This is a genomic window from Pedobacter sp. AC163, from assembly GCF_979258665.1.
Genome location: NZ_OZ409872.1, coordinates 2,924,347 through 2,946,983 on the forward strand (window position 1 = coordinate 2,924,347; position 22,637 = coordinate 2,946,983).

The window sequence follows — 22,637 nt, forward strand, 5'->3', positions numbered from 1 at the left end:
TATTACCTAATTACCAACCTGTGGTTTGGGTAAGTTTATAACCCTTCTCTTGGTATTGAATAATCTGTGCCTGACCAACTGGCGCCAAATAAGCTCTGTCGGTAAATGCATTTCTATTTGTTGCATTTGTAACCATCCAATAACCCACCATTGCCGCAGCGTTGGTTCCATTGTAAGTTACAATTGAACCATCAGCTTTCTTTACTTTAACGTTGCCTGCTGTTGCATTGGCTGAAGTTAAATAGGCTGGCGCTTCTGTTTGTACATTTACCCATGGTCCTAAGAAGTAATCTGGGTTGGTACTAAAATTCATGTTGTTCAATTTCTTCCAGCGTTTTAAATCCAACAGCCTGGTGTGTTCAAAAACGAATTCCATACGTCTTTCTCTACGAATTTCCCATATTAAATCCGGAACATCCGTATCGCGGGCAGGATCTACTGGCAATGCACCGATAGTTAAAGGAGCAGTTTTCAAAACGCCTTTAGCAATTGCAGCAGCATCTAACGGACGGCTTCTAATCGCATTTACCGATTTATTTAAATCTGCCTGTGTAACTGCCGCCGCACCATAATACTGAGCCAAAACGGCTTTTGCTTCCACCCAATTTAACACCACTTCTGCCAAACGGATTACTGGTGCATCACTGGTATTGGTATTACTTCCCCAAGCTGCCGGATACGTTTTACCAATATAAGTAAGCGCATCTCTTGAAGCGAATTTAAAGCCATACAACAAAGTGGCCGATGGAATTAATGCTTTATCATAAAATGACGCCTCAAACCTTGGATCTCTGGTTTTTACCAAATCAGCTATCGTAAATGAGTTTGCTCCAGCTACTGCAGAATTTTGCCAAACCTTGCCATCGTTTAACAAGAAAGATTTAACTAAAACCAGGTTCGCATCTACACCAACTACTTCTGTTCCATTTTGGTACGAGCCAATACTATGGGTTACCGCTAGCGCAGCATCATAAGTTCTGTATAATAGCACCTCTGGATGACCAGCCAGGTTATCACTTGAGAAAATAGATTTAAAATCGCGGGTAAAATTGTATTTATTGCTGTTGATTACATAGTCTCCAGCTTCTACTGCGAATTCAAGATATTTTTTTGCTCTTGCAGCATCTAAACCGTGATAGTGTTCATAAGTTCCTTCAAAGAGCATAAATCTAGAGATAAATGCCGCAGCGATATACTTGTTCAAATATTGTGCACCATCGTTCTCACGCATGTTGGCCATTACAAATTTAAAATCATCATAAACCTTATCCATCACAACTCCTCTAGCATCTCTATCTTTATATAAAGTAGCTAAATCAGTATCCGAAACTTCTTTATCAAAATAAGGAACATCGCCAAATACACTTACTAATCTACTGTATTCAAAACCTCTAAAAAACCTTGCCACAGCCGACCAATGGTTGTAAGCCTCGGTAGAAATTTTAGGTTTAGCCACATTGTCTAATCTATTGATCATAACATTTGACTTACGGACCCAGGCAAAATCCCAGGTGGGACCAGCATAAGTACCTAACCAATCTGCCGATTCAAGAGTTGATCCTCGGCTGGTTGGTACACTGCTTTCAAAATTGGTTTGAACATTTTTCCCTGTTACATCATCAGAAAAAGTATAACCTCTAACAGGAGTATAATCTACTCCAAACCCAGAGTTGTAACCATTAAAATAATTTGGATAGTAAGCATTTGCATACATCCGAATATCATCCTCACCCCGCCAAAATTGGCCATCGACATAATCTGTTAATGGTGGACGATCCAAAACATCTTTTCTACAAGAAGTAATTAATAGACTTGCCAAAAGAGGCAGGCCGTATATATATTTGAAATATTTCATCATCATCATTTTTAAAATGTTAACTGTAAACCAAAAGAAACACTCTTGAAAGCTGGGATTCCTGTTCCGGTACGACCGCCATTGTAGTTAGACTGATCCCAAACTGAATATCCGCTTATACTTTCCGGATCGATCGGCAAATCGCCTAAATGATCCCAGGTAAAGAAATTTTCTAACGCAGTGTATACTCTAAGTGAACTTATACCCACTTTTTTAGTTAACAATTGTGGGAACGTATAACCTAACGTTAAATTTTTAAGCCTGATGTAAGCCATATTTAACAAGTATCGATCTTGAACCTGCATGTTATTTGTGGTACCGCTTGCTGCATTGTTATACGCAGCCGGATAAAAAGCATCAGGCGTTTGTGGTGTCCAATAATTACTTGCAATTGCTTCTGGCATGGCGCCATCGGCAGAGTTGAAACCTGGAATAGCCAAAAAGCCAGCTCCCCAAATTTTACGGCTACCCACACCCTGGAAAAAAGCACTGATATCAACACCTTTAAAATCGGCACCTAATCTAAACCCGTATTCGTATCTAGGGTTTGAGTTTCCAATCACTTCCAAATCGCCGTGGTTAGCTAAAGTTCCATCGCCGTTGCTGATTTCACCATCGCCGTTAACATCCTGAAATTTTACGTCACCGGGACCAAAACGGAAGTTGGCAGAATTTTGCAAGAAAGGTTGATAAACAGGTTTTTCGCCATTAGGCCCAGCTTTCAATTTATAAGTTTGTTTCCCTGCATTCAGTTTGCTTTCGGCAGCGGTTAAAGTAATTAGAATTGGTTTTCCAGCACCATCTAGTTCAAAATCATTTAACTGATATAATCTATCTGTGAGATAACCCCAAATTTCACCAATGTCCTTACCATTATAGTTACCGGTTACCTGTGTACCCGAGCCATAAGCCGTTAATCTTGTTTTGGCATCAGAAATATTTCCTCTGAAATTAATGCCCAAACCATTTTTGAATCTATGGTTAAAGTCAACCGTTAACTCCCAACCTCTAGTTTGCAATGAACCATAGTTTCCTTGTGGTGCGCCTGCTCCAAATGTTAATGGAATCCCCTCTGCAGGCACAATCATATTATTTGTATTTCTTTGGAAAACATCAAATGAAACATTCATTTTATTCTTCAATAAAGTAGCGTCGACACCGATGTTTGTAGTCACGATATCTTGCCATTGAATATCGGCTGCTACCGCAGCAGGTGTACCTACAAAATTTACTTTTGCACCATTGGCTCCAATCCATGTCGATTGGCCGCTAGGCATTGTTGCAATATACAAGCCATTAGGCACAGTTTGATCACCAATCGATCCCCATGAACCTCTGAATTTCAATTGGTCCAAAACTGGCTTAGTCCACTCCATGAAACTTTCTTCGCTGGCTACCCAACCTGCAGAGAATGATGGAAACCATCTCCACTGTAAATCTGTCGGGAACTTTGAAGAACCATCGTAACGTAGGTTACCTTCAATTAGATACTTATTTTTGAAAGCATAATTTACCCGACCGAAATACCCCAACTGTGCTTCCCATCTTTTGTCAGAACCTGGAATGCTTACTCCACCCGGAATAGTACCCATTATTGTTGAGGAAGGAATAACTGTTTGTACACCCGTACCGAATCTGAACTGCGGATTGATGATATCAGCAAGATTAGTGATCATACCAAATTGCGATTCGGTAGTTGAAGCCACGCGATTCAAACCTAAAATAAATTTGAAGTCGTGATCTTGTTTAATATTCCAGTTATAAGTAGTAAATGCATTAATGGTATGCATAAAAAAGTTTGTTGCTGTTCTGGCAAAATGATCCGGACTTGAACCTGGTGTGGTGTACATATCAAGCGATAAATCATAAGCTGCAATAGCGCCAGCTGTGGTGCTAGGTACTACTTGCCCCATATCATTCACATAAATTGGTGCACCACTTGCATCTAAACGAGCTTTAGGTGCTACCCATGAATTCCTTGCCGTAAATCTGGTTCCTGGACGCTTCCAATCTTCATTTTGATTGGTGAAGGTGTAATCAAAATCAACCTTCCAGTTTTTCATGATGTTTACTGTTGTTCCCAAATTTACGTTAGCATAATTGAGTAAAATGTTTGCCGTGTTCGCAGCCGCCACTTCACTTTCCGGACTACGAATCATATCGCCATTTTCATCTTTTCCTAATGGATACAATGAGCTCCAACGGTAAAGATATAACCATGGATCGGCAGTTGTAGAGTTAGTTGCGTAGGCATATTGTTTATTTCTCCGTGAATATAATGCACCTCCACGAATGGTTAAATACTTATTAATTTCACTTGAAATTTTCAATGAAGCATTATATCTAGTAAAGCGATCTTCCTTTGCAGGTTTCAACATTCCGCTTTGATCCAGTAAAGCTAAACCTAAGTTATACGAGGTTTTTCCGGTGGTTCCACCAACAGATAAATTATGTTGCTGAGTAGGCGCCCATTCCTTAATCATATAATCGTATGGATCATAAGTTCTTACACCCATTTTTTGATTTGCACCCTGAACATACCAATCTCTGCCAAACACAGTAGGATCGTCAGGCCCTATAGTGCTGCCATATTTTTCTTTCCAGGCTACAGCTTTTTCATAACTTGCTCTATCAACATAATAGAATGCCCCGGTTGGTGTAGTAACCCCAACACGTTCAGAAGCATCGACTGTATATTTCAAACCATTAACATCAGCCATTTTTAAATCCTTCCACACATTTTGGAAAGAGAAGTTGTTTGAATAATTGATAGAAGGTTTATCACTACCTGAACCTTGTTTAGTGGTAATTAACACCACACCAAAGGCCGCCTTAGCACCATAAATGGATGCAGCCGCAGCATCTTTCAAAATCGTAATCGATGCAATATCGTTGGGATTAACCAATTGAATACTTGGAATTTCAACGTTGTCGACCAAGATTAATGGCGAACTACCACCCGCAAAAGACGCCAGTTGACCGCGAATTTTAATTACCGGATCAGATCCAATCTCACCGCTTGGAACCACCACACTTAGGCCAGAAGCCGCTCCTTGTAATGCTCTTCCAACATCAGCAATTGGTCTTCCTTCTAATGTCTTTTTAACATCAATGGTAGATATAGCGCCGGTTAAGTTACCCTTACGTTGGGTTCCGTAACCCACTACCACCACATCATCTAAGCCTTGCGCATCTGTTTTTAAGCTTACATTTACTATGGCGCTTGTACCAACTGGTTTTTCGGCCGTTACATATCCAATGTAAGAAAAAACCAGAATATCACCACTTGCAGCTTTGATAGAATAGCTTCCATCGGCATTAGTTTGTGCAACTGAAGAGCCTCCTTTAACTCGAATAGAAACTCCAGGTATCGGTCCATCTTCTGATGTGACCTTACCGGTAACAGTTATCTGCTGCGCTATGGCATGAGCCAGCAACAAAAACGTACCAAGAAAAATTAATAGTAACTTTTTTCTCATAAACGTAAGTTTAGAATGTTGTTTGAATGATTAGCTTTTTTTAATACTGCACAAAACGGCAATATTTAAGTAAATATGATGAAATATTTTTTGAAATACACAAATATTAGTTGTCAATATTTCTGTACCCTGCACAAAAACGCAAAAAAGCGCAAAAGCACCCATGTCAACTCGTTGTAGAATGGTAATTTTACGAACACAAAAAGGCCAACCCGGATGGGTTGGCCTGTATACTAAATAATCAAAAGCTAACGGGTAAGAAAAAACCCAACATAAGGCTTTCGAACCGCATCAGCTCGGCCAGAATAACCTGTTGCAAATACCGTATAAATTCTTCTATTTAGAAAGGTACTAGCACTTGTATAAGTTGCCAATGCCGTAGTACCGCCACTTGCTCTAATCGTCCACGCAAGTGCAGTACCAGTTAAAACTGGTCTAATAAAAAAATCGCTTTCTTTTAAATAAGCGATATTCGCAACTACCAAAGTTGTTCCATAATACAAATCCACTGAAGGGACATTTGGCATCAGGTTCACAAATTTGTATTTCACAAAACCAGAATCTTGCAATACAAAATTATCTACAGCCAATAAGCTTTTCGTATTTGCAGCAGTATCTGTTAAATGGAGAGTGTATGATTTACCTGCTTCAGTAGAAATTGGTGTTTTATATAGTACGACAGAATCAATACTCGTCCCTTTTTTAGGAATAGAGATCGAAACTTCGGATGCGCCAGGCTCGATCACCAAATAATCTGGCCTCGAATCGCCCAATGTACCGTAGCCACCTCCAGGGTATGGATATCTCGTTTTGATAAGTGTGCTAACCCGTTTACCATTCACATTGATTTGCACATTAGGATCAGAACCATAAGCAATGTTGTAGTTAACTTTTAACATAGCCTGATCATCCCTTAAAATTTCAAACTCACCGTAATTGATTTCATTTTTGCCGCAAGAAATTGCAAAGGCTGCAATACTAACAACTGCTAAATATTTTATAATTGACTTCATTTTTTTAAGTTTTAATTATGGAAGGTTAGACCATGTTTCTATCGTGTGATAATCGGTAGCTAAGCCACCCCATTTTGCTAACTCCTCTTGATTCCAAATGTATTCAGATGCATATCTTGGTCTTAATCTATAAGCATATTTACCATTGTTTCTCTCAAAGAAATCGCCCACTTCAAGTTGTCTGTAGGTTTTGTACACTAAAGGATCATAATGGTATTTACGCAAATCGCTCCACTGCTCCATACCTGCCCAACCCCATTGCGAAATATACTTTTGTTGCATAATATCAGCAATTGTTAGCGCAGCGGCATTTTGCGCAACTTCGGTACTTGCCAAATAGGCATTAACTTCTGTAGCGGATATGGTTGCGGCAGCTGGTGATCCGTTTCGCCCGTAAAGATTTACAAATTCCATATGCCCCCTTATACCATTGATATATGCAGTAAACGCTAACGCTGGAGTTCCCTTCCTAAATTGCGCTTCTGCTTTTGCGAATTGAAGTTGAGCATAGCTCATGATCGGATATCTTGCGGTATTAGAATAAATGTATTTTCCTGGAAATGGCAAAACTGATGTTCCGGTTAAAGCACCCAAAATATGAGGAGTAGTTGCGGTACCATTAAAAGGTAATGCACCTCTATAAACCCCCGTCACAGGAATTGGATTCATCATTCTGGTTAGTCTTGGATCAACACCAGGAACAACAGGATCTACTGCAGCAGTACCTCTAACGCCACCAGTTAATAAGCTGACAATTGGTTGGCCAATTCTACCATAAGTTGGCGCTGCAGTTGATGTTGCGGTATAAATCCCAAAGTTCTGACTAAATGGATTCGAATCTGCAGCATTTGTGCCTCCAAAACTTATAGTCGCATCATCGGCTGCTGAAGAGAACGATAAATCGACATATTTGGTTACACTATCTGCATACTGCGTATTAAATTCAGGTTTATTAATTAGATGGCTATATTGCTGTGCAAGCAGACCGTAAACAAATTTTTTCCATTTTACGCGATCTCCTTTATACATCTGATCTCCTGAAACCCCTGCAAGTAAACCTGCTGTACCAGCAGCATCTGTTTTATTAAAACACTCTAATGCCTTTTGGCTCCACAGCCTTACCTTGGCGTAAACCTCTGGTTGATCCTGGTATTTAAACTTCAATTGATTGGCAAAAGCCTCATCTAAAATAACAGGCCCGTGCGCATCTGTCAAAAGTTGATAACTCCACGCTTTAATGGCGTACCCTATACCAGCGTAAGTCCATTTATCAGTTGCTTCGGCATCTTTAATCATCGCTTCTAAATTAAGCCCGAGATTGATGTAAACCATTCTCCACATCGATCCGCCCAAATCACTCGCTGATTGATAGCCATGTTTCTCCCAAGCAATAGTAAAACTCGTAACATCTTGACCAAACATATCTTGGGTGTATTTAAATATTAATCGATTATCTGTAGCGGTATTGTTCGCCATTTGAAACATGATTGGCGCTAACAGATATTCTGCTTTAGTAGTTTGAGGTGTTGCCGGGTCAACGTTGATGTCGAGCCATTTTTTACAGCTTGTAAAACCGATTACAATGACTGTGAATATTATTATTTTTAAAGATTTCATTTTCTTATCATTATAATTTTAAACGAAGACCAATGTTCACGCCCAGAGGCCTACCCATGTTTCCATAATCTATCCCATAACCGCCTGCACCACCTAACGATGGATTATTGGAGTTTGCATCAGGGTCCGTTCCAGAATAATTTGTGATTAGGAATACATCTGTTAGTGTTACAAATGCACTTAAATTCTGGATAAAATTGGTTCTTGATAACATTTTTGTTGGGAAATCATAAGCAACAGTAACATCTCTTAACCTTAGAGATTTGATGTTTTTTTCCACAAACATTTCTGGTGCAATACCACTTGTTGTCGAACTATAATAATTGGTATTTGCAGATGGCGTTACTAAGATTGTATTTACCGTTGGGTTGTTTGTATTTTCTAAACCATCCTTTAAAACTCCAGTTACTACTCGTGGAACATCTCTATCTAGTGTTTTAACACTCAACCCTCTTCTGTACAATTCGTATTGAGTTTGGTTGTAAACGTCACCCCCAACTCTCAAGTCAAGTAAGAAGGAAACATTGAAATTTTTAAAAGTAAGGTTGTTAACGAATCCTAGATTGTACTTAGGCGTTCTATCTCCAATTACTGGAAAATCCTGATCGCTTCCTAATATTGGTAATCCTGTAGCTGGGTTGATTAACAAATCTCCTCTATTATTTCTTTGGTTAACCCAACCTGCAATTGCCAAGGTGCTTGCGCCTGGAAAAACAGCTCCACGTAAACCATTCGCTACCCAAGTATCAGAATCATAAAGCTCCGGAAGCTCATCGGCAATAGACAACACCGTTCCCTTATTTTTGGTGTAATTTAATGTCATATCCCAACTAAATCCCGCAGACCTGAATGGCGAACCTTTTAGCTGAACCTCAATACCTTTGTTCACTACATCACCGCCATTCATTAATCTTATTACTGAACCAGTACCATAACTAATTCGCGGTGCAATAATTTGTCTATGGCTATTTAGTTTGTAATAGGTAAAATCTACGCTAATTCTATCTTTTAAAAATCCTAATTCGATGCCAGTTTCAAAATTTCTGGTTTGCTCAGGAACCAAATCCGGATTTCCTCCATTTGCAGCATCGTAATTAAAACCTCCACCAGTAGAGTTAACAGTAAGCAGCCGAGTAGCTAAGGCATATTGTTTGTAAGGTTCTTTACCTGTTATACCGTAAGAACCTCTTAATTTTCCACTGCTCAACCAAGTTAATTTTTTTACATCTTCAAGTTCCGTAAAATTAAAGGCCAAACTGGCTGACGGATATGCAAAGTATGGATTGTTAGGCATTAATCTCGAAGCGGCGTCTACCCGCCCAGAAACTGTAAGGAAAAGTAACGACTGGTAGCCTAAAACGGCTTGCCCGAAAACACCTGCATTCCTATATCTGCCTATAAAAAGCCTTGCAGATTGAGTTGATGGAAGGGTATTATTGATACTGTAAAAGTTAGGATCGAACATGTTCTGCCCTCTAGCCGAGTTTGTAGTATTATTTACATCAGAAAAGTTGGCGCCAACAATGTAAGTATTATTGAATTTACCAAATTTATGAGTAGCACTAGCCGTGATCGATCCGTCTAATCGTTTATTTTGCTGCTGGTAAGTATTGACGGTACCACCCGTTGGGGTTGCTGCACTACCCGAGCCAGAATAAGACTGAGTATGGTAAACGGTGATGCCATTAGTGTTCGACAAATTAGTACCTAAAATACCCGTAATGGATAACCATTTTGTAGGCTTATAAGATAGGTTAGCATTTCCAACAATTGCATTTGTTTTATCTTCAGATAAGTTTTTGTTCACGTCCCAAAATGGATTGTCACTCTCCAAAAATATGGTTCCTGTAGTAGTTATTCTGTTACCTACCGGATCAATCCAGTTGTTAACATCAAATCTTGAGGGAAACCGCAATAAGCCCATTAAGTAACCCTGAGCGCCTTTATTTGCTTTCTTATTGTAAGCATTAGTATAACTAAATCTGGTAGTCACTTTTATTTTATCAGAAACCGGTATCACACCAACTACAGAAGAAACAAATCGTTGATATCTAGTTGTTGGAATAGTCCCTTTATTGTCTGTATACTCGTTAGACCACCTGTATGTTAAACTTTCTTTTCCGCCTTCTACAACAACATTATGTTTTTGCGCTGATCCTGTTCTGAAAAAAGAGCCTACATTATCATAAACGGGTAGGCCTTCAGCATATTTAGGCCCGAAGAAATTAAATGATCCTCCGTTAAAAATGCCATTGGCATCACCTTGGCCATATACCTGCTGTACCTCTGGTGCATTATTAACGGTTTCTATTCTGTAAGATCCATTATATGAAACGCTTGATTTCCCTGCCTTTGCCTTTTTTGTAGTAATTACAATTGCACCACTTGCACCTAAATTTCCATAAAGTGCTGTGGCTTCTGGTCCTTTTAAAATGGTATAACTTTCGATATCTGCAGGGTTAATGTCTGACGCACGGTTGGTATAATCTTGGCTTCGATTATTCCCATTCATTGCAGTATTGCCTTGGTTTAACACCGAATTATCAATAGGCACACCATCGAGCACTATCAATGGCGAATTGTCTCCAGTCATGGACACTATTCCTCTCAAAATAATCTGTGAAGATGCACCCGGATCTCCCGAAGTTTGATTGACAAAAAGACCAGGCACCCTACCTGCAAGGCCATTGATAAAGTTTTCTCTACCTGTTTGCGTTACTTCATCGCCTTTTACAGTTGGGGTAGAGTAACCTAAACTCGCTTTGTTCCTATCAATCCCATAGGCTGTAACTACCACTTCATTGAGGTTACTGGCATCAGCTTGCATGGAAACATTGATTGTTGTATTACCTACCGTTCTTTCAACGGTTTTATAACCAATGTAAGAAAAAGTAAGTACATCTGTTTTCAGTGCTTTTATAGTAAAGTTTCCATCACTATTGCTTTGCGATACTATTGAGGTTCCTTTTACACGAATTGATGCTCCAGGAATGGGTCCGTCACTTGATGTGACTTTACCAGTAATGGTGGCCTGCTGCGCAAATACTTGAGCAAGCAGCATAACCATACCGATAAAACTAAAAAGTAGTTTTTTCATCATAATTAGTTAGTAAGAAGTTTTAAAAGGTTGTAGTTGTTTGTTTTCTGGCTTAACTAAACATGCAGATTAACGCATGTTTAGTAATAGTTATGTAAATATGCTGATTGTTTTCTAATAAAGAAACAAAATAACAAAGATTTTCCTACAACTATTACAATATATAATTGCACAAAAACGCACAAACACGCAAATTATTAAAAAGTATTTTTACTTTAGTGCAAACCAAACATCAACATGCTCAAAAAAGAACGCCATGATTTTATTATGCGCCAAATCAATTTACACAACCGTGTACTCACTTCCGATTTGGTTCAATTACTTAATGTATCTGAAGATACCATAAGAAGAGATTTACAGGAATTGGTAGATGAAGACCTTCTTTTCAAAGTTCATGGGGGTGCATTGTCTAAATCATACCACAGTTCTTTTGATGACAGTACGGTTTATGCCAGAGACATCAAAATAGTCATTGCGAAAAAAGCGACCTCACTTTTTAAAGATGGAATGGTGGTTTTAACCGGTGGCGGAACTACTATTCTAGAACTGGTCAAACAACTTCCGCAAAATATTGCCGGAACATTTTTTACCATCAGTCCCTTGGTAGCCGTTGAGCTGGCAAAATACGATAACCTGGAAGTGATTTTGATTGGTGGGTTGTTTTCTAAAAATTCGCAGATCACCTACGGCGGACAAGTAATTACACAGCTTTCTGAAATCAAAGCGGATTTATGTGTGATGGGTACCAGTGCTATCCACCCGGTAGATGGTTTAACAGATACTTACTGGGAAATTAATCAATTAAAAAAGGCGATGATTGCCTGCTCCAAAAAAACTGCGGTTTTGTGTATATCTGAAAAACTGGATATCTCTTTGAGGCTACGGGTTTGCCCGATTGAAAGCATCAGTTATTTAATAACAGAATTAGATCAAGAAAACGAAGCTTTGGCAGACTATCGAACAAAAGACTTAAATATATTGTAACAAAAAATGGGTTCCAAAATTTGGAACCCATTTTTTGTTTTTAGAAAGTAGGATCTCCTGGAGTATTTGGATTATTATCCCGCTCTTGGAAAGGATAAGGGAAAAAATTCCTTTTCCGATCTGTCAGTGGCTGATTAAATCTTCTCATGTCTTCAAGCTTTAGGCCAGACGCAAATAACTCAATTGACCGATGTTTGTAAATCAAATCAAGCAACTGCTGTTGGGTATAAGTACCAGTTAAAGGAGGCAGAGCAGCCGTAACACCAAATAAATCTGATGTTTTGGTAACCACTTTGTTTAACTCAATTAACGCGTTCGGCAAATCTGGCTGTCTTGCAAAAGCTTCAGCTTTGATCAAAGTAATTTCCCCGGGTAAATAAATTGGAAACGCTGTTGAAGTTGCCGTGGCAAACCCACCCATACGAATTGTTGCCGTTGGTGTTCCTGTAAAGAATGTATAGAATGGAATTCTCTTATCTCCGGCATCTGGTACGTTAGCGCCAGTTAAACCTAAGTTAACATTTAACGGCTGAAAAACATTGTTTGAAGAAATAATAGAAAATAAAATGTTTGGTGAGGCTGGATCGAAAGCAAAAGCAGATGATTTTGTCAAATCTACTGCGTTAGCTTCGGTTAACGCCAATGGATAATTACCCGAGAACAGCGCATATCTTGCTTTTAGTGCATGTAAAGTATTCACAATATTAACAGCAGGAGGTACATTGCTATTAAAACCTGCAGAAATTGGGTTTGCTGCAATAACAGTTAGCGCATTATCTAAAACGCCAATTGCCTTTGTAAATCCTGCAGCTCTAGCGATAAACTGAACATTCTTACCTGTTCCATCCGGGATTTTTTCCCAATACTGCGCCATATTTCCAATAGCAAGTGCCTTAAAAATACTTGAATAAGCAATTAATCCCGAAGCGTAACCTTTATCTCCAAGATTACCGGCGTTAGCAATAACTAAGTCTGCATCATAGATAATCTTGTTGGCGCTTGTCCAAAGATTAAATAAAATGGTGTTGGTTCCATCTACAGCATTACCACCAGTGCTTAGCTGCAACTCTGGAATATTTCCTGAATTGAGCAGTGAAAACTCATTGGTTACAAAGCCGTTTGCTGCAATAGAATTGAACATTACGCCAGTTCTGCCCAAAGTATAAACACGCTGTAAGCCTATAGAAACGGCTGTTAATCCTTGTTGACTTGTTAATGCAACATCGGTTTTAGCTCTTGATGGGTCTAAATATTCTTTTGTACATGATGCCGAAAACAACATGCACGAGAAAGCGAAACAGGTAATATATTTTGAGGTATTATTTCTTAAATTTTTCATAAAACTTCCTTTAACGATTAAAATTTAACTTGTAAACCTAAACTAAAGGTTCTTGGAATTGGAACAGCTCCAAAATCGATATTTCTTAATATTGTCGACTGGCCGCCTGAGTTTAATTCTGGATCATATCCTTTATAATTGTCCCATGAAATCAGATTTCTTCCGCTTAACGTAACGGTTAAATCTCTTAAATACTTCACTTTTCCAATGTTGTAGCTCAGTGAAATTTCTCGAAGCTTAACAAAAGATCCGTCATCAATTCTCCATTCTTCTGTAGCATAAACCCCTGCAACATAACCCCTAGGCAGTTGACCTAATTGTTCCGCTTCGGCTACCTTTCCATTACCAACTCCTTGGCGGGTTCTCCAATCTGCATTCCAAACATCACCTCCTTGAACAGCATCTAACTGAACATGAAGATTAAATTTTTTGTAAGAGAAATCGTTCACGAAAGAAGCAGTATAATCTGGGTTTGGATCTCCTAAAACCTTCCTTAGCGTTGTTCCGGTTGGTAAACCATTTGCATCACGTTGCGGTGTAAATGTGGTTGCCGATGTTTGGATGCCCCGCTCCAATAATGGAATTCCAGCAGCATTTGTTAGCAAACTACCATCCGCTTTGCGGGCAAAAAATGTTCCGTAAAAAACACCAATTGCCTCTCCATTAATGATGGCCACGGGAGCGCCTGGGTTAGTGCTAAACAATCTTAAACCGCCAACATCCAAGGCTTTATTTCTATTTCTGTTGAACACGATTGATGTGTTCCAGCTAAAGTCTTTCGCTTTTAGAGGAGTTCCATTCAAAACCAATTCAATACCTTTATTTCTTAATGAGCCAATATTATCTAAAAAGCTCGAGAAACCGATGGTTGGAGCAGTAACACTTGCTATTAGCAAATCGCTAACTTTTTTATTATACCAGTTAAACTGAAGTCCTAACCTGTTTTTGAAAAACGACATGTCGGTACCTAATTCGAGTTCGCGTTGACGTTCTGGTTTCACATTTTCATTTGCCAATTGCGCACTTGAGAATAGCGACGCTCGCCCTAAAAATGATTGTGTAGAATAAGCATTGATTCGATCGTAAGCGCCAATTCCAGTTAAGTTTCCAGATTCGCCATAAGCAGCTCTGATTTTAAAAGTATCCCACCACGATGAAACGCCTAGATCTTTCCAATAGTCAGCTGATGACAAAACATAACTGGCATTTCCTTTAAAATAAGTCTGTGTTCTATTTTCGGCTCCAAATACAGTAGATTGATCTACCCTTACTGCGCCCGTTAAGAAGAAATGATCTTTATATTTAAATGTTTGTTGCAGGTAACCACCAGTTACAGAAAGTTGCGTCCGGCCATCAACACTTGGCAACTGGGTAGCAGCGGCATTTACGGTTTCGATTAAAGGGGCTAAGCCGCGACCATTAAGTAATTGATAACGGGTTTGTTCATACTGAAATGAGTAGCCTAATTGTGTTGTAGAAGTTATCAGATCAGATATTTTGGCCTGATAATTTGCATTGATTTCATTATTAAACTGAAAAGCAGCGTTACTTGCAGAACTGGCGTATCCGTTTAAAGTACCATCCAGTCCGGCGCCACCACCAAAGAAATCTGGATTAACATTATAAGCAAATGGGGGAATATAAGTTGACCCATTTGCACCAGAATTATCAGCTCCAATTAAGAAGTTTAATGTTAAATTTTTAACCGGATTCAATTTTAGATTTGCACTAGCAATAATTCTATTCGTTTGCTGCCGTTGTTTAATATCCTCTATCACTGATACGGGATTAACCCTTCCCCGTTCTCCAACAGCCAATAAGTTTCCGTTTGCATCTCTGGCAAATATATCGTGGAAATTACCAATAATAGTAACCGAATTCATTGGAGAAAAGAAGGAGTTTCCATCTGGTTTTTCGTTTGCTGCACTGCGGATGTAGTTCATACCCACGCTCAACGAAGCCCAATCTGTTATTCTCTGATCTACATTTGCCCTTAAATTGTAACGGGTAAAATCGGTATTTTTAATAATTCCCTGGTTAGTAAAATAGCTGGCAGAGGTATAAAATTTTGTGTTGTCATTACCACCACTTATCGAAACCGTATTATCAGTTCCGTAACCGGTTTGGAAAATATAATCCTGATAATTATACCTGTTAACTGCAGTAGTATTGGTAAGCAATGCGGCTGTGGTAGCAGGAGGAGTAATCACCGTTTGAATAACATCTTGCGTAAACGAGTTTACCGAACCACCAAATTTAGTTGGCGATTGATTTACTTCTACTTGTTTTCTCAACTCGCTAATGGTCAAACTGGTATTAAAGCTTACCTGAGTTTTCCCGCTTGCCCCTTTTTTGGTAAAAATTTGAATTACACCAGAGTTTGCACGAGATCCATAAATAGCCGCAGCTGCAGCACCATTTAAAACCTCAATGCGATCAATGTCGGCCGGATTAATATCAACCATTCTATTCTGGCCAATACTTCCTACAAAATTACCACCATCATAATTTGCTGACGTATTGGTAACCCGAGTGGTAGAATTATTTACAATTACTCCATCAATAATATATAAGGGTTCAGAGGATGAATTTACTGAACTTATTCCTCTTAGGCGCACTGACATGCCACCTGCTGGGTCACCAGAATTCTGGCTAATTTGGGCACCTGCAGTTTTTCCCTGAAGAGAAGAAAGTACATTTCCGCTTGGTGCTTTATTTAAATCATCGCCCTTAACCGTACTTACATAACTTCCAAGTTCCTTCCGAGTAGTACCAGCTGATGTTCCTGTTACAATTACCTCATCCAACCCAACTGCATCAGCACTTAAGGTGGCATTTACCTGAACCTGATCGCCCGTGGCTAAGCTTACCGGTTGGATTTTACTTTTGTAGCCCACGAACGAAAATTGAATTTGGGCAGTTCCTGCAGCTAAATCAACAGAAAATGAATAGCCTCCGTTGGCGTTGGTACTTGTTGCTAAATTTGTGTTTAAGATTTTAACAACAACACCCGGAATCGGGTCATTGTTGGCGGCATCGGTAACTTTACCACTGATGGTATAGCGTTTCGTTTGTGCCTGTGCCATTTCTGTAAATAAAAGCAGCAGCAATGGGATCATCAAAATTGCAAAAAATCTTGTTGACCATTTTAGGTAACTTTTTTCCATAAATATTGGTTTTGTAGTGAAGATTAGGGTTTGAGCAAATGTAACGAAATTGTTGAAAATGCAAATTTTTCTTGGAGGCAAAAAAGTTTATTCCGGCAAACTTATTTTCCCCATGCAAACAGAAGGAACACCTTTTCTATCGCCGAAATTTAGGGGCGAACCACATACCGTTTCATTGGCTAAGACAGCAAATAAAACAGCTTCCTTTGCATCAGGATTAATGTTTAAGTCATCGGTCGTGAAGAAATTACAATGAAGAAGCTTTCCTTTTAATAATTCTACTAAAAGTGGATTATGCATCCCTCCGCCGCTCATAAAAATTTGTGCATTGGGTTCCTTGCCAAAGCATCGTTTCACCGCATTCGAAATGTTTTCTGCCGAGAAATGGCATAATGTGGCCATCACATCTTCAGTTGCGATATCCAATGTTGAAGATCGATTCTGCGCAGCCTGTAAGTAATCCAGATTAAACAATTCAGGCCCTGTAGTTTTAGGAAAATCCAACTCAAAAAAATCGCATTTCAATAATTCGCTTAACAGCGCTTCATTTAATTTACCAGATTTTGCAACAGCACCATTTTGATCGTAAAATTGATGGTAGTGGTGTTGCATAAATTGATCCATTAGGGTATTTCCCGGACCAACATCAGTCGAAAAAATTTCTGATGCATTTAGATTTCCAGGCAAATAAGTAAAGTTAGCGATGCCTCCAATATTAAGCATCACCCGATCTTCTCCCCTCTTCGAGAAAATTAAATAGTCGCCATAAACAGCTAATGGTGCACCTTCGCCGCCAGCGGCTAAATGTTTTTGCCGAAAATCGGATAAAGTGATAATGCCTGTTTTTACAGCAATGTGATCGCCATCTCCAATTTGTAGCGTTCCGTTTGGATAATCTACAAGTTGATGAAGAGATTTTGGCGCATGAAAAATGGTTTGCCCATGGCTGGCAATAAAATCAATCTGATCATTTGTATAACCCCATTCTTTCAAAGCCTGATTAATCAACTCAGCATGTGTATTGGCAATGTGTTCATTCATCAAACAAACCAATTCTAAATCCACTTGCTTTTTAGAAAAAATAGCTTTGATCTTTGCTCTGAAATCATCTGAATATTCCCCGGTTTTAAATTCAAGTATGTTAATATCCGTTTCGGCGCCACTTCCCTTTACCGCACATAAAGCAATATCCAAACCATCCATTGATGTCCCGCTCATTAACCCGATAATTAAGCGTTCGTCTTTTTGCGCCTTGTGATAAAGATTTTGAATTTGGATGTTCATGATAATTTTGATCAAACGTTTGTTTATAGCCTCAATCGAATTTTAAGGAAATACTTGCAATAAAAGTAAATAACCTTTGTTAGAAATTGGGCATAACTCTCTATATTTACTGCTCCGTACATTAAAAACCATAAATAAAATGGCTAGATTAAATCTACTGGAGGAGACACGTTTCGAGAAACTCCCTGTGAGCGTGTTCGAAAATCCAAAAATTGCTTCCGTTAATGTGGCGCACAGAATTGCCAACCTCATTAAATCAAAACAAGCAAATAACGCACCTGCAGTACTGGGCTTAGCAACAGGTGTTACCCCAATTGCAGTTTATGCCGAACTGGTTAGACTGCACAAGGAAGAGGGCTTAAGTTTTAAAAACGTAATTACTTTCAATTTGGATGAATACTATCCAATGCAGCCTAACGCCGCACAGAGTTACGTTACTTTTATGAACGAAAATCTTTTCGATCATATCGACATTGATAAAAACAATGTTCACATCCCTGATGGAACGCTTCCCTTGGAAGATATTCCTGCATTCTGTTTAGATTACGAGAAAAAAATCGGAGATCTTGGTGGCCTCGATATCCAGATCTTGGGTATTGGTCGTACGGGTCACATCGGTTTTAATGAACCTGGTTCGGCACCAAATTCCGGAACACGCTTGGTTACTCTTGATGATTTAACCCGCCGTGATGCAGCCAGGGATTTCGGTGGAAAAACCTTTGTACCAACCAAAGCCATCACCATGGGGATTGGTACTATTTTTAAAGCCAGAGAAATTATTTTGATGGCCTGGAGCCGCAAAAAAGCTTCGATTATTAAAAAAGCGGTTGAAGGTGAAATTTCTGGCGATGTTCCGGCTACTTATCTTCAACTTTCAGAGCATGTTGAATTTATTTTAGACACTCCGGCGGCAGCAGAACTGACCCGTTTTGACACCCCATGGTTAGTTAAAGATTGCGTTTGGACAGAAGACTTGATTCGTAAAGCAGTAATTTGGCTAGCCAATACATTGAAGAAACCAGTTTTAAAATTAACTGAAGACGATTATAACAACAATGGTATGGCACAACTGGCGACTGAAAAAGGACCGGTTTACAATATCAACATCCATATTTTTAACAAATTACAACATACCATTACTGGCTGGCCAGGTGGAAAACCAAATGCTGATGATTCTCAACGGCCAGAACGGGCAGAACCAGCTAAAAAACGGGTAATTATCTTTTCACCGCATCCGGATGATGACGTGATTTCAATGGGTGGAACCTTTATTCGTTTGGTGGATCAGAAGCACGATGTTCATGTGGCTTACCAAACCTCTGGCAATACTGCAGTTTGGGACGATGATGCCCTTCGTTTTGTAGAATTTAATGTAGATTTTACAGAAAAGATGGGGATGGACAATTCGCACTTGAAGGAATTGTACAATAAAATGAGAACCTTTATTGATCAGAAGAAACCCAACCAGGTTGATACCCCAGAAATACAAACGGTTAAAGGTTTGATCAGAAAGGGTGAAGCGATTGCCGGTGCCCGTTATTGTGGTTTGGAAGATGACCATATCCATTTTCAGGCGCTACCGTTTTACGAAAGTGGGAAAAACCAAAAAAATCCGGTTACCGATGCTGATATCGACTTAACAATTGATCTCTTGCAGCAAGTAAAACCACAACAGGTTTTTGCAGCTGGCGATTTTGAAGATCCACATGGAACACATATTGTATGTTTTAATATCATTTTAGCTGCATTAACACGTCTTCGCAAAACAGAAGCCTGGGCTCAAGATTGCTGGTTATGGATGTATCGGGGTGCATGGCATGAATTTGAAACCCACGAAATTGAAATGGCTGTGCCTATTTCTCCCCAAGAATTGGAGCGCAAAAGAAACGCAATATTTAAACACCAAAGTCAGAAAGACAAAGCTGTTTTTCCTGGCGATGATGCGAGAGAATTTTGGCAACGTGCTGAAGACAGAAACCGTGAAACTGCAAAAGCTTATGATGAATTAGGTTTGGCAGAATACGAAGCGATGGAAGCTTTTGTAAGGTGGAAGTTTGTTGACTAGCAGAATTTTTTAAATACAAATCCTCACTTTAAAAAGTGGGGATTTTTTGTTTACGAACGTCTTGATTATCAAGATCCGAAGCATAGCCACTCTCGAAGAGGTTTCCTGGCTAATCTACGGCTTTACCTGTTGATTGCCGTTCAACAACGGTTGGATCAAGTACAATGTGTTCAATATTATTGTAAGGATTGGGCTGACTCACCATTTTCAAGAACATCTTGGCACATTCTTTTCCTATTTTCGCTGGATGCTGATCGATGGTGGATAAATTCGGGGTGATGTAAGCTGAAAAAGCTTCATTGGCAAATCCAATCACTCCAATTTCAGGCGGTGTTTTATCAATTTCCTTAAGTTTTTTAATAACCCCAAGAGCCGTAAAGTCGTCTCCGGCAACAATCGCATCAGGCTTATTCTTGCTACGCATCAACTTGCCAGCGCCAAACCTTCCATCTTTGATTGATAAACCACCAAAAATTATATGTTCATCCAGAACAGGCAAACCATTATCTCTTAAAGCAGCTTTATAACCTTTCAACCTATCATCAAAAATTTTAATTTGATGCACCGTAGTTACAAAAGCTATCTTTTTATAGCCATGATCAATCAAATGTTGCGTGGCCATATACCCCGCTCGAAAATCATCAAGGGTAATGGTTGGCACTACTAAATCTTCGTGAACCCTGTCGAACAGAATCAGCGGCTTGTTTTGTTTAACAATTTCTGCAAAATGAGAAACATCCTGTGTTTCAAGCGACATGGAAGCCATAATGCCGTCTACCTGTGCTTCCAACAAAGTCCTCACACCATTAATTTCATTCTCAACCGATTCATTTGATTGATAAATGATGACCCGATAGCCGCTATCTTTCAACCCATCTTCGATACAATGAATAATAGAAGCGAAAAAATGGGCCTGAACACTTGGAACGATTACGCCGATAATGTAGGTCTTTCCCGACTTAAGTGCAGAGGCTAATTTATTTGGACTGTAATTTAGTTTTTTAGCGGTTTCTACAACAGCTTTTTTAGTGGCATCACTTATTGCGGGGAAACCACTCAATGCTCTCGAAACGGTAGAAACAGTAATATTGAGCGCTTTCGCAATATCGTATATGGTCGTCTTTTTCTTCAATTCTGGTTAGCTAACTTTAACAACCGCAAATTGGATGGAATCAGTTCAATCGATTGTTCTGCCAATTTAGTCATTAAACTTTAATGATTATATTCTTTTTATACATGATGTAAAGCAGTACGTAAAACCCAAGTACATAACTTATCGCCCATACTAAAGATGCGTTAATGGGTGAAAAGTATGGTGTATAAAAAGTAGTATAAAATTTTTCAAGCAGGGCAGTTTTTGAGCCATCAGCATTTGTTATTTTAATCAAATTTAGCACCCTCGGCATTAATCCCGCCAGGAAGAAAACGGTGATGGCGTTTACGCCGTATATTACAAAAGGTGTGGTAATTCTCTTGTAGCCTTGCACATCGATGAGCCAATAACATAGCGCAAGTCCGATGGAAGCTAAGCCTCCTGCATACAAAACATAAGAACTTGTCCACAATGCTTTGTTTATCGGAAACTGAAGATCCCATAACAGGCCCAATATCACCGCCCCAACTCCTGCAGTAAACAGCCAAGCCACTTTTGTTGGGCTATCAATGTCTTTTCTCCTCATCCAAATACCAACCAACACCCCAAATAAACAAGTTCCCACAGCTGGTAAGGTACTCAACACACCTTCGGGATCCCATGTTTTAGAAGACGCCCAGGTATGTGCTTCAGTGAGGATGCCTCTATCAATCCAGGCGGCCAAATTCGTTTCCTTTTCCATATTTGGGTAGCCAATACCTGGCACAGGAACAAATGTCATCAAGCCCCAATAAACGGCCAAAATCACTATAAAAATTTTGAAGATCCTTTTATTTGAGAATTTAAGGAAAATGATACTACTAATAATGAATACAATTCCGATGCGCTGCAGAACACCTAATAATCTAACGGTTTGAAAGGCTTCGATTAAACTTTTACCATCGATAACTACCGCCATCAGTTTTCCGAAAATAGCCAGAAAAAAACCCAGAAAGTACAAAATCACTCCACGCTTTATGGCTTTGACAATAGTTTTCCCATGAGTTGATGGATTGGCCTTACTGCTGCTCATTGCAAAGGCTATTGAAACACCTACAATCCAGAGGAAAAATGGAAAAATTAAATCTGTAGGTGTACAGCCATTCCATTCTGCATGCTCTAAAGGCGCATAAATATGCCCCCAGCTACCTGGATTGTTAACCAAGATCATGGCTGCTACGGTTAATCCTCTAAAAAAATCAAGAGATAGCAAGCGTTGTTTCGGTTCAGTCATGATTTAAGCTTTGGTTTAGGCAAACTAAATTAAGGCTTTGTTTTTGGATAGAGAAATAATTGACTGATGAAGTTTAGCCGGCCGCTGATAACTAGTAAAACTGACCGAGTTTCGATAACGATTAAGAGCACAGCTTTAACTTTGAAACCTGGATAATTCTTTTAGCGTGTGTACTTTGCAAATTTTTAGTTACTACGACCAACTTTTCCATAGCTGGCTCGTGCCGAATACTTATGCGTTAATTTCCTAAGCTTATCGTTTCCTGAATATCATTTTTCTAGAAAGTGCTGAATAAGGCTGGAAATATACGCCTGTTCTTTACGCTATGAAGAATATTTATACTCATGCAGAAGGCAATAATTCCAGAAGCT

12 protein-coding genes are annotated in these 22,637 nt (G+C 39.2%); 2 read left to right on the plus strand and 10 right to left on the minus strand.

The genetic code is table 11. The annotated features are described in order from the left end of the window. Nucleotides 1-10: 10 nt before the first annotated feature. The 5 genes from ACZZZK_RS12605 to ACZZZK_RS12625 all read right to left on the minus strand — a co-directional run bounded on the left by ACZZZK_RS12605 (nt 11) and on the right by ACZZZK_RS12625 (nt 11,064). Nucleotides 11-1,864, minus strand: coding sequence for a RagB/SusD family nutrient uptake outer membrane protein (locus ACZZZK_RS12605; RefSeq protein WP_463484441.1), 1,854 nt, complete (start codon nt 1,862-1,864; stop codon nt 11-13). 2 nt (nt 1,865-1,866) lie between these two features. Beyond that, nucleotides 1,867-5,334 (minus strand): SusC/RagA family TonB-linked outer membrane protein, encoded by a 3,468-nt coding sequence (locus ACZZZK_RS12610; protein ID WP_463484442.1) that lies wholly within the window; start codon nt 5,332-5,334, stop codon nt 1,867-1,869. A 248-nt stretch (nt 5,335-5,582) separates the two neighbouring features. Continuing rightward, a complete protein-coding gene (locus tag ACZZZK_RS12615; protein ID WP_463484443.1) occupies nt 5,583-6,347 on the minus strand; it encodes a DUF4397 domain-containing protein in 765 nt (254 codons plus the stop codon). A gap of 15 nt (nt 6,348-6,362) precedes the next feature. Continuing rightward, a complete protein-coding gene (locus ACZZZK_RS12620; RefSeq protein WP_463484444.1) occupies nt 6,363-7,964 on the minus strand; it encodes a SusD/RagB family nutrient-binding outer membrane lipoprotein in 1,602 nt (533 codons plus the stop codon). A gap of 10 nt (nt 7,965-7,974) precedes the next feature. After that, nucleotides 7,975-11,064 (minus strand): SusC/RagA family TonB-linked outer membrane protein, encoded by a 3,090-nt coding sequence (locus tag ACZZZK_RS12625; protein ID WP_463484445.1) that lies wholly within the window; start codon nt 11,062-11,064, stop codon nt 7,975-7,977. Between the two features lie 234 nt (nt 11,065-11,298). Between ACZZZK_RS12625 and ACZZZK_RS12630 the strand changes: the two genes are divergently transcribed. Then, nucleotides 11,299-12,045 (plus strand): DeoR/GlpR family DNA-binding transcription regulator, encoded by a 747-nt coding sequence (locus ACZZZK_RS12630; protein WP_463484446.1) that lies wholly within the window; start codon nt 11,299-11,301, stop codon nt 12,043-12,045. Between the two features lie 40 nt (nt 12,046-12,085). On the opposite strand, the gene ACZZZK_RS12635 is transcribed toward ACZZZK_RS12630, so the two are convergent. From ACZZZK_RS12635 to ACZZZK_RS12645, 3 genes are all read right to left on the minus strand, one after another. Continuing rightward, nucleotides 12,086-13,384, minus strand: coding sequence for a RagB/SusD family nutrient uptake outer membrane protein (locus ACZZZK_RS12635; protein WP_463484447.1), 1,299 nt, complete (start codon nt 13,382-13,384; stop codon nt 12,086-12,088). A 17-nt stretch (nt 13,385-13,401) separates the two neighbouring features. Then, nucleotides 13,402-16,551, minus strand: a complete 3,150-nt coding sequence (locus tag ACZZZK_RS12640; RefSeq protein ID WP_463484448.1) for a SusC/RagA family TonB-linked outer membrane protein — start codon at nt 16,549-16,551, stop codon at nt 13,402-13,404. 87 nt (nt 16,552-16,638) lie between these two features. Further along, nucleotides 16,639-17,835, minus strand: a complete 1,197-nt coding sequence (locus ACZZZK_RS12645) for an anhydro-N-acetylmuramic acid kinase (protein ID WP_463484449.1) — start codon at nt 17,833-17,835, stop codon at nt 16,639-16,641. A gap of 139 nt (nt 17,836-17,974) precedes the next feature. Here ACZZZK_RS12645 and nagB point away from each other — a divergent pair, with 139 nt between their 5' ends. Continuing rightward, on the plus strand, nt 17,975-19,900 hold the full coding sequence (nagB, locus tag ACZZZK_RS12650; RefSeq protein ID WP_463484450.1) for a glucosamine-6-phosphate deaminase: 1,926 nt from the start codon (nt 17,975-17,977) through the stop codon (nt 19,898-19,900). A 109-nt stretch (nt 19,901-20,009) separates the two neighbouring features. Here nagB and ACZZZK_RS12655 read toward each other — a convergent pair whose 3' ends face one another. Continuing rightward, complete coding sequence (locus tag ACZZZK_RS12655; protein ID WP_463484451.1) at nt 20,010-21,032, minus strand: LacI family DNA-binding transcriptional regulator; 1,023 nt, start codon at nt 21,030-21,032, stop codon at nt 20,010-20,012. 73 nt (nt 21,033-21,105) lie between these two features. Next, nucleotides 21,106-22,266 carry an acyltransferase family protein gene (locus ACZZZK_RS12660; RefSeq protein WP_463484452.1) on the minus strand — a complete coding sequence of 387 codons (1,161 nt, stop codon included), beginning with the start codon at nt 22,264-22,266 and terminating at the stop codon, nt 21,106-21,108. Between the last annotated feature and the right edge of the window lie 371 nt (nt 22,267-22,637).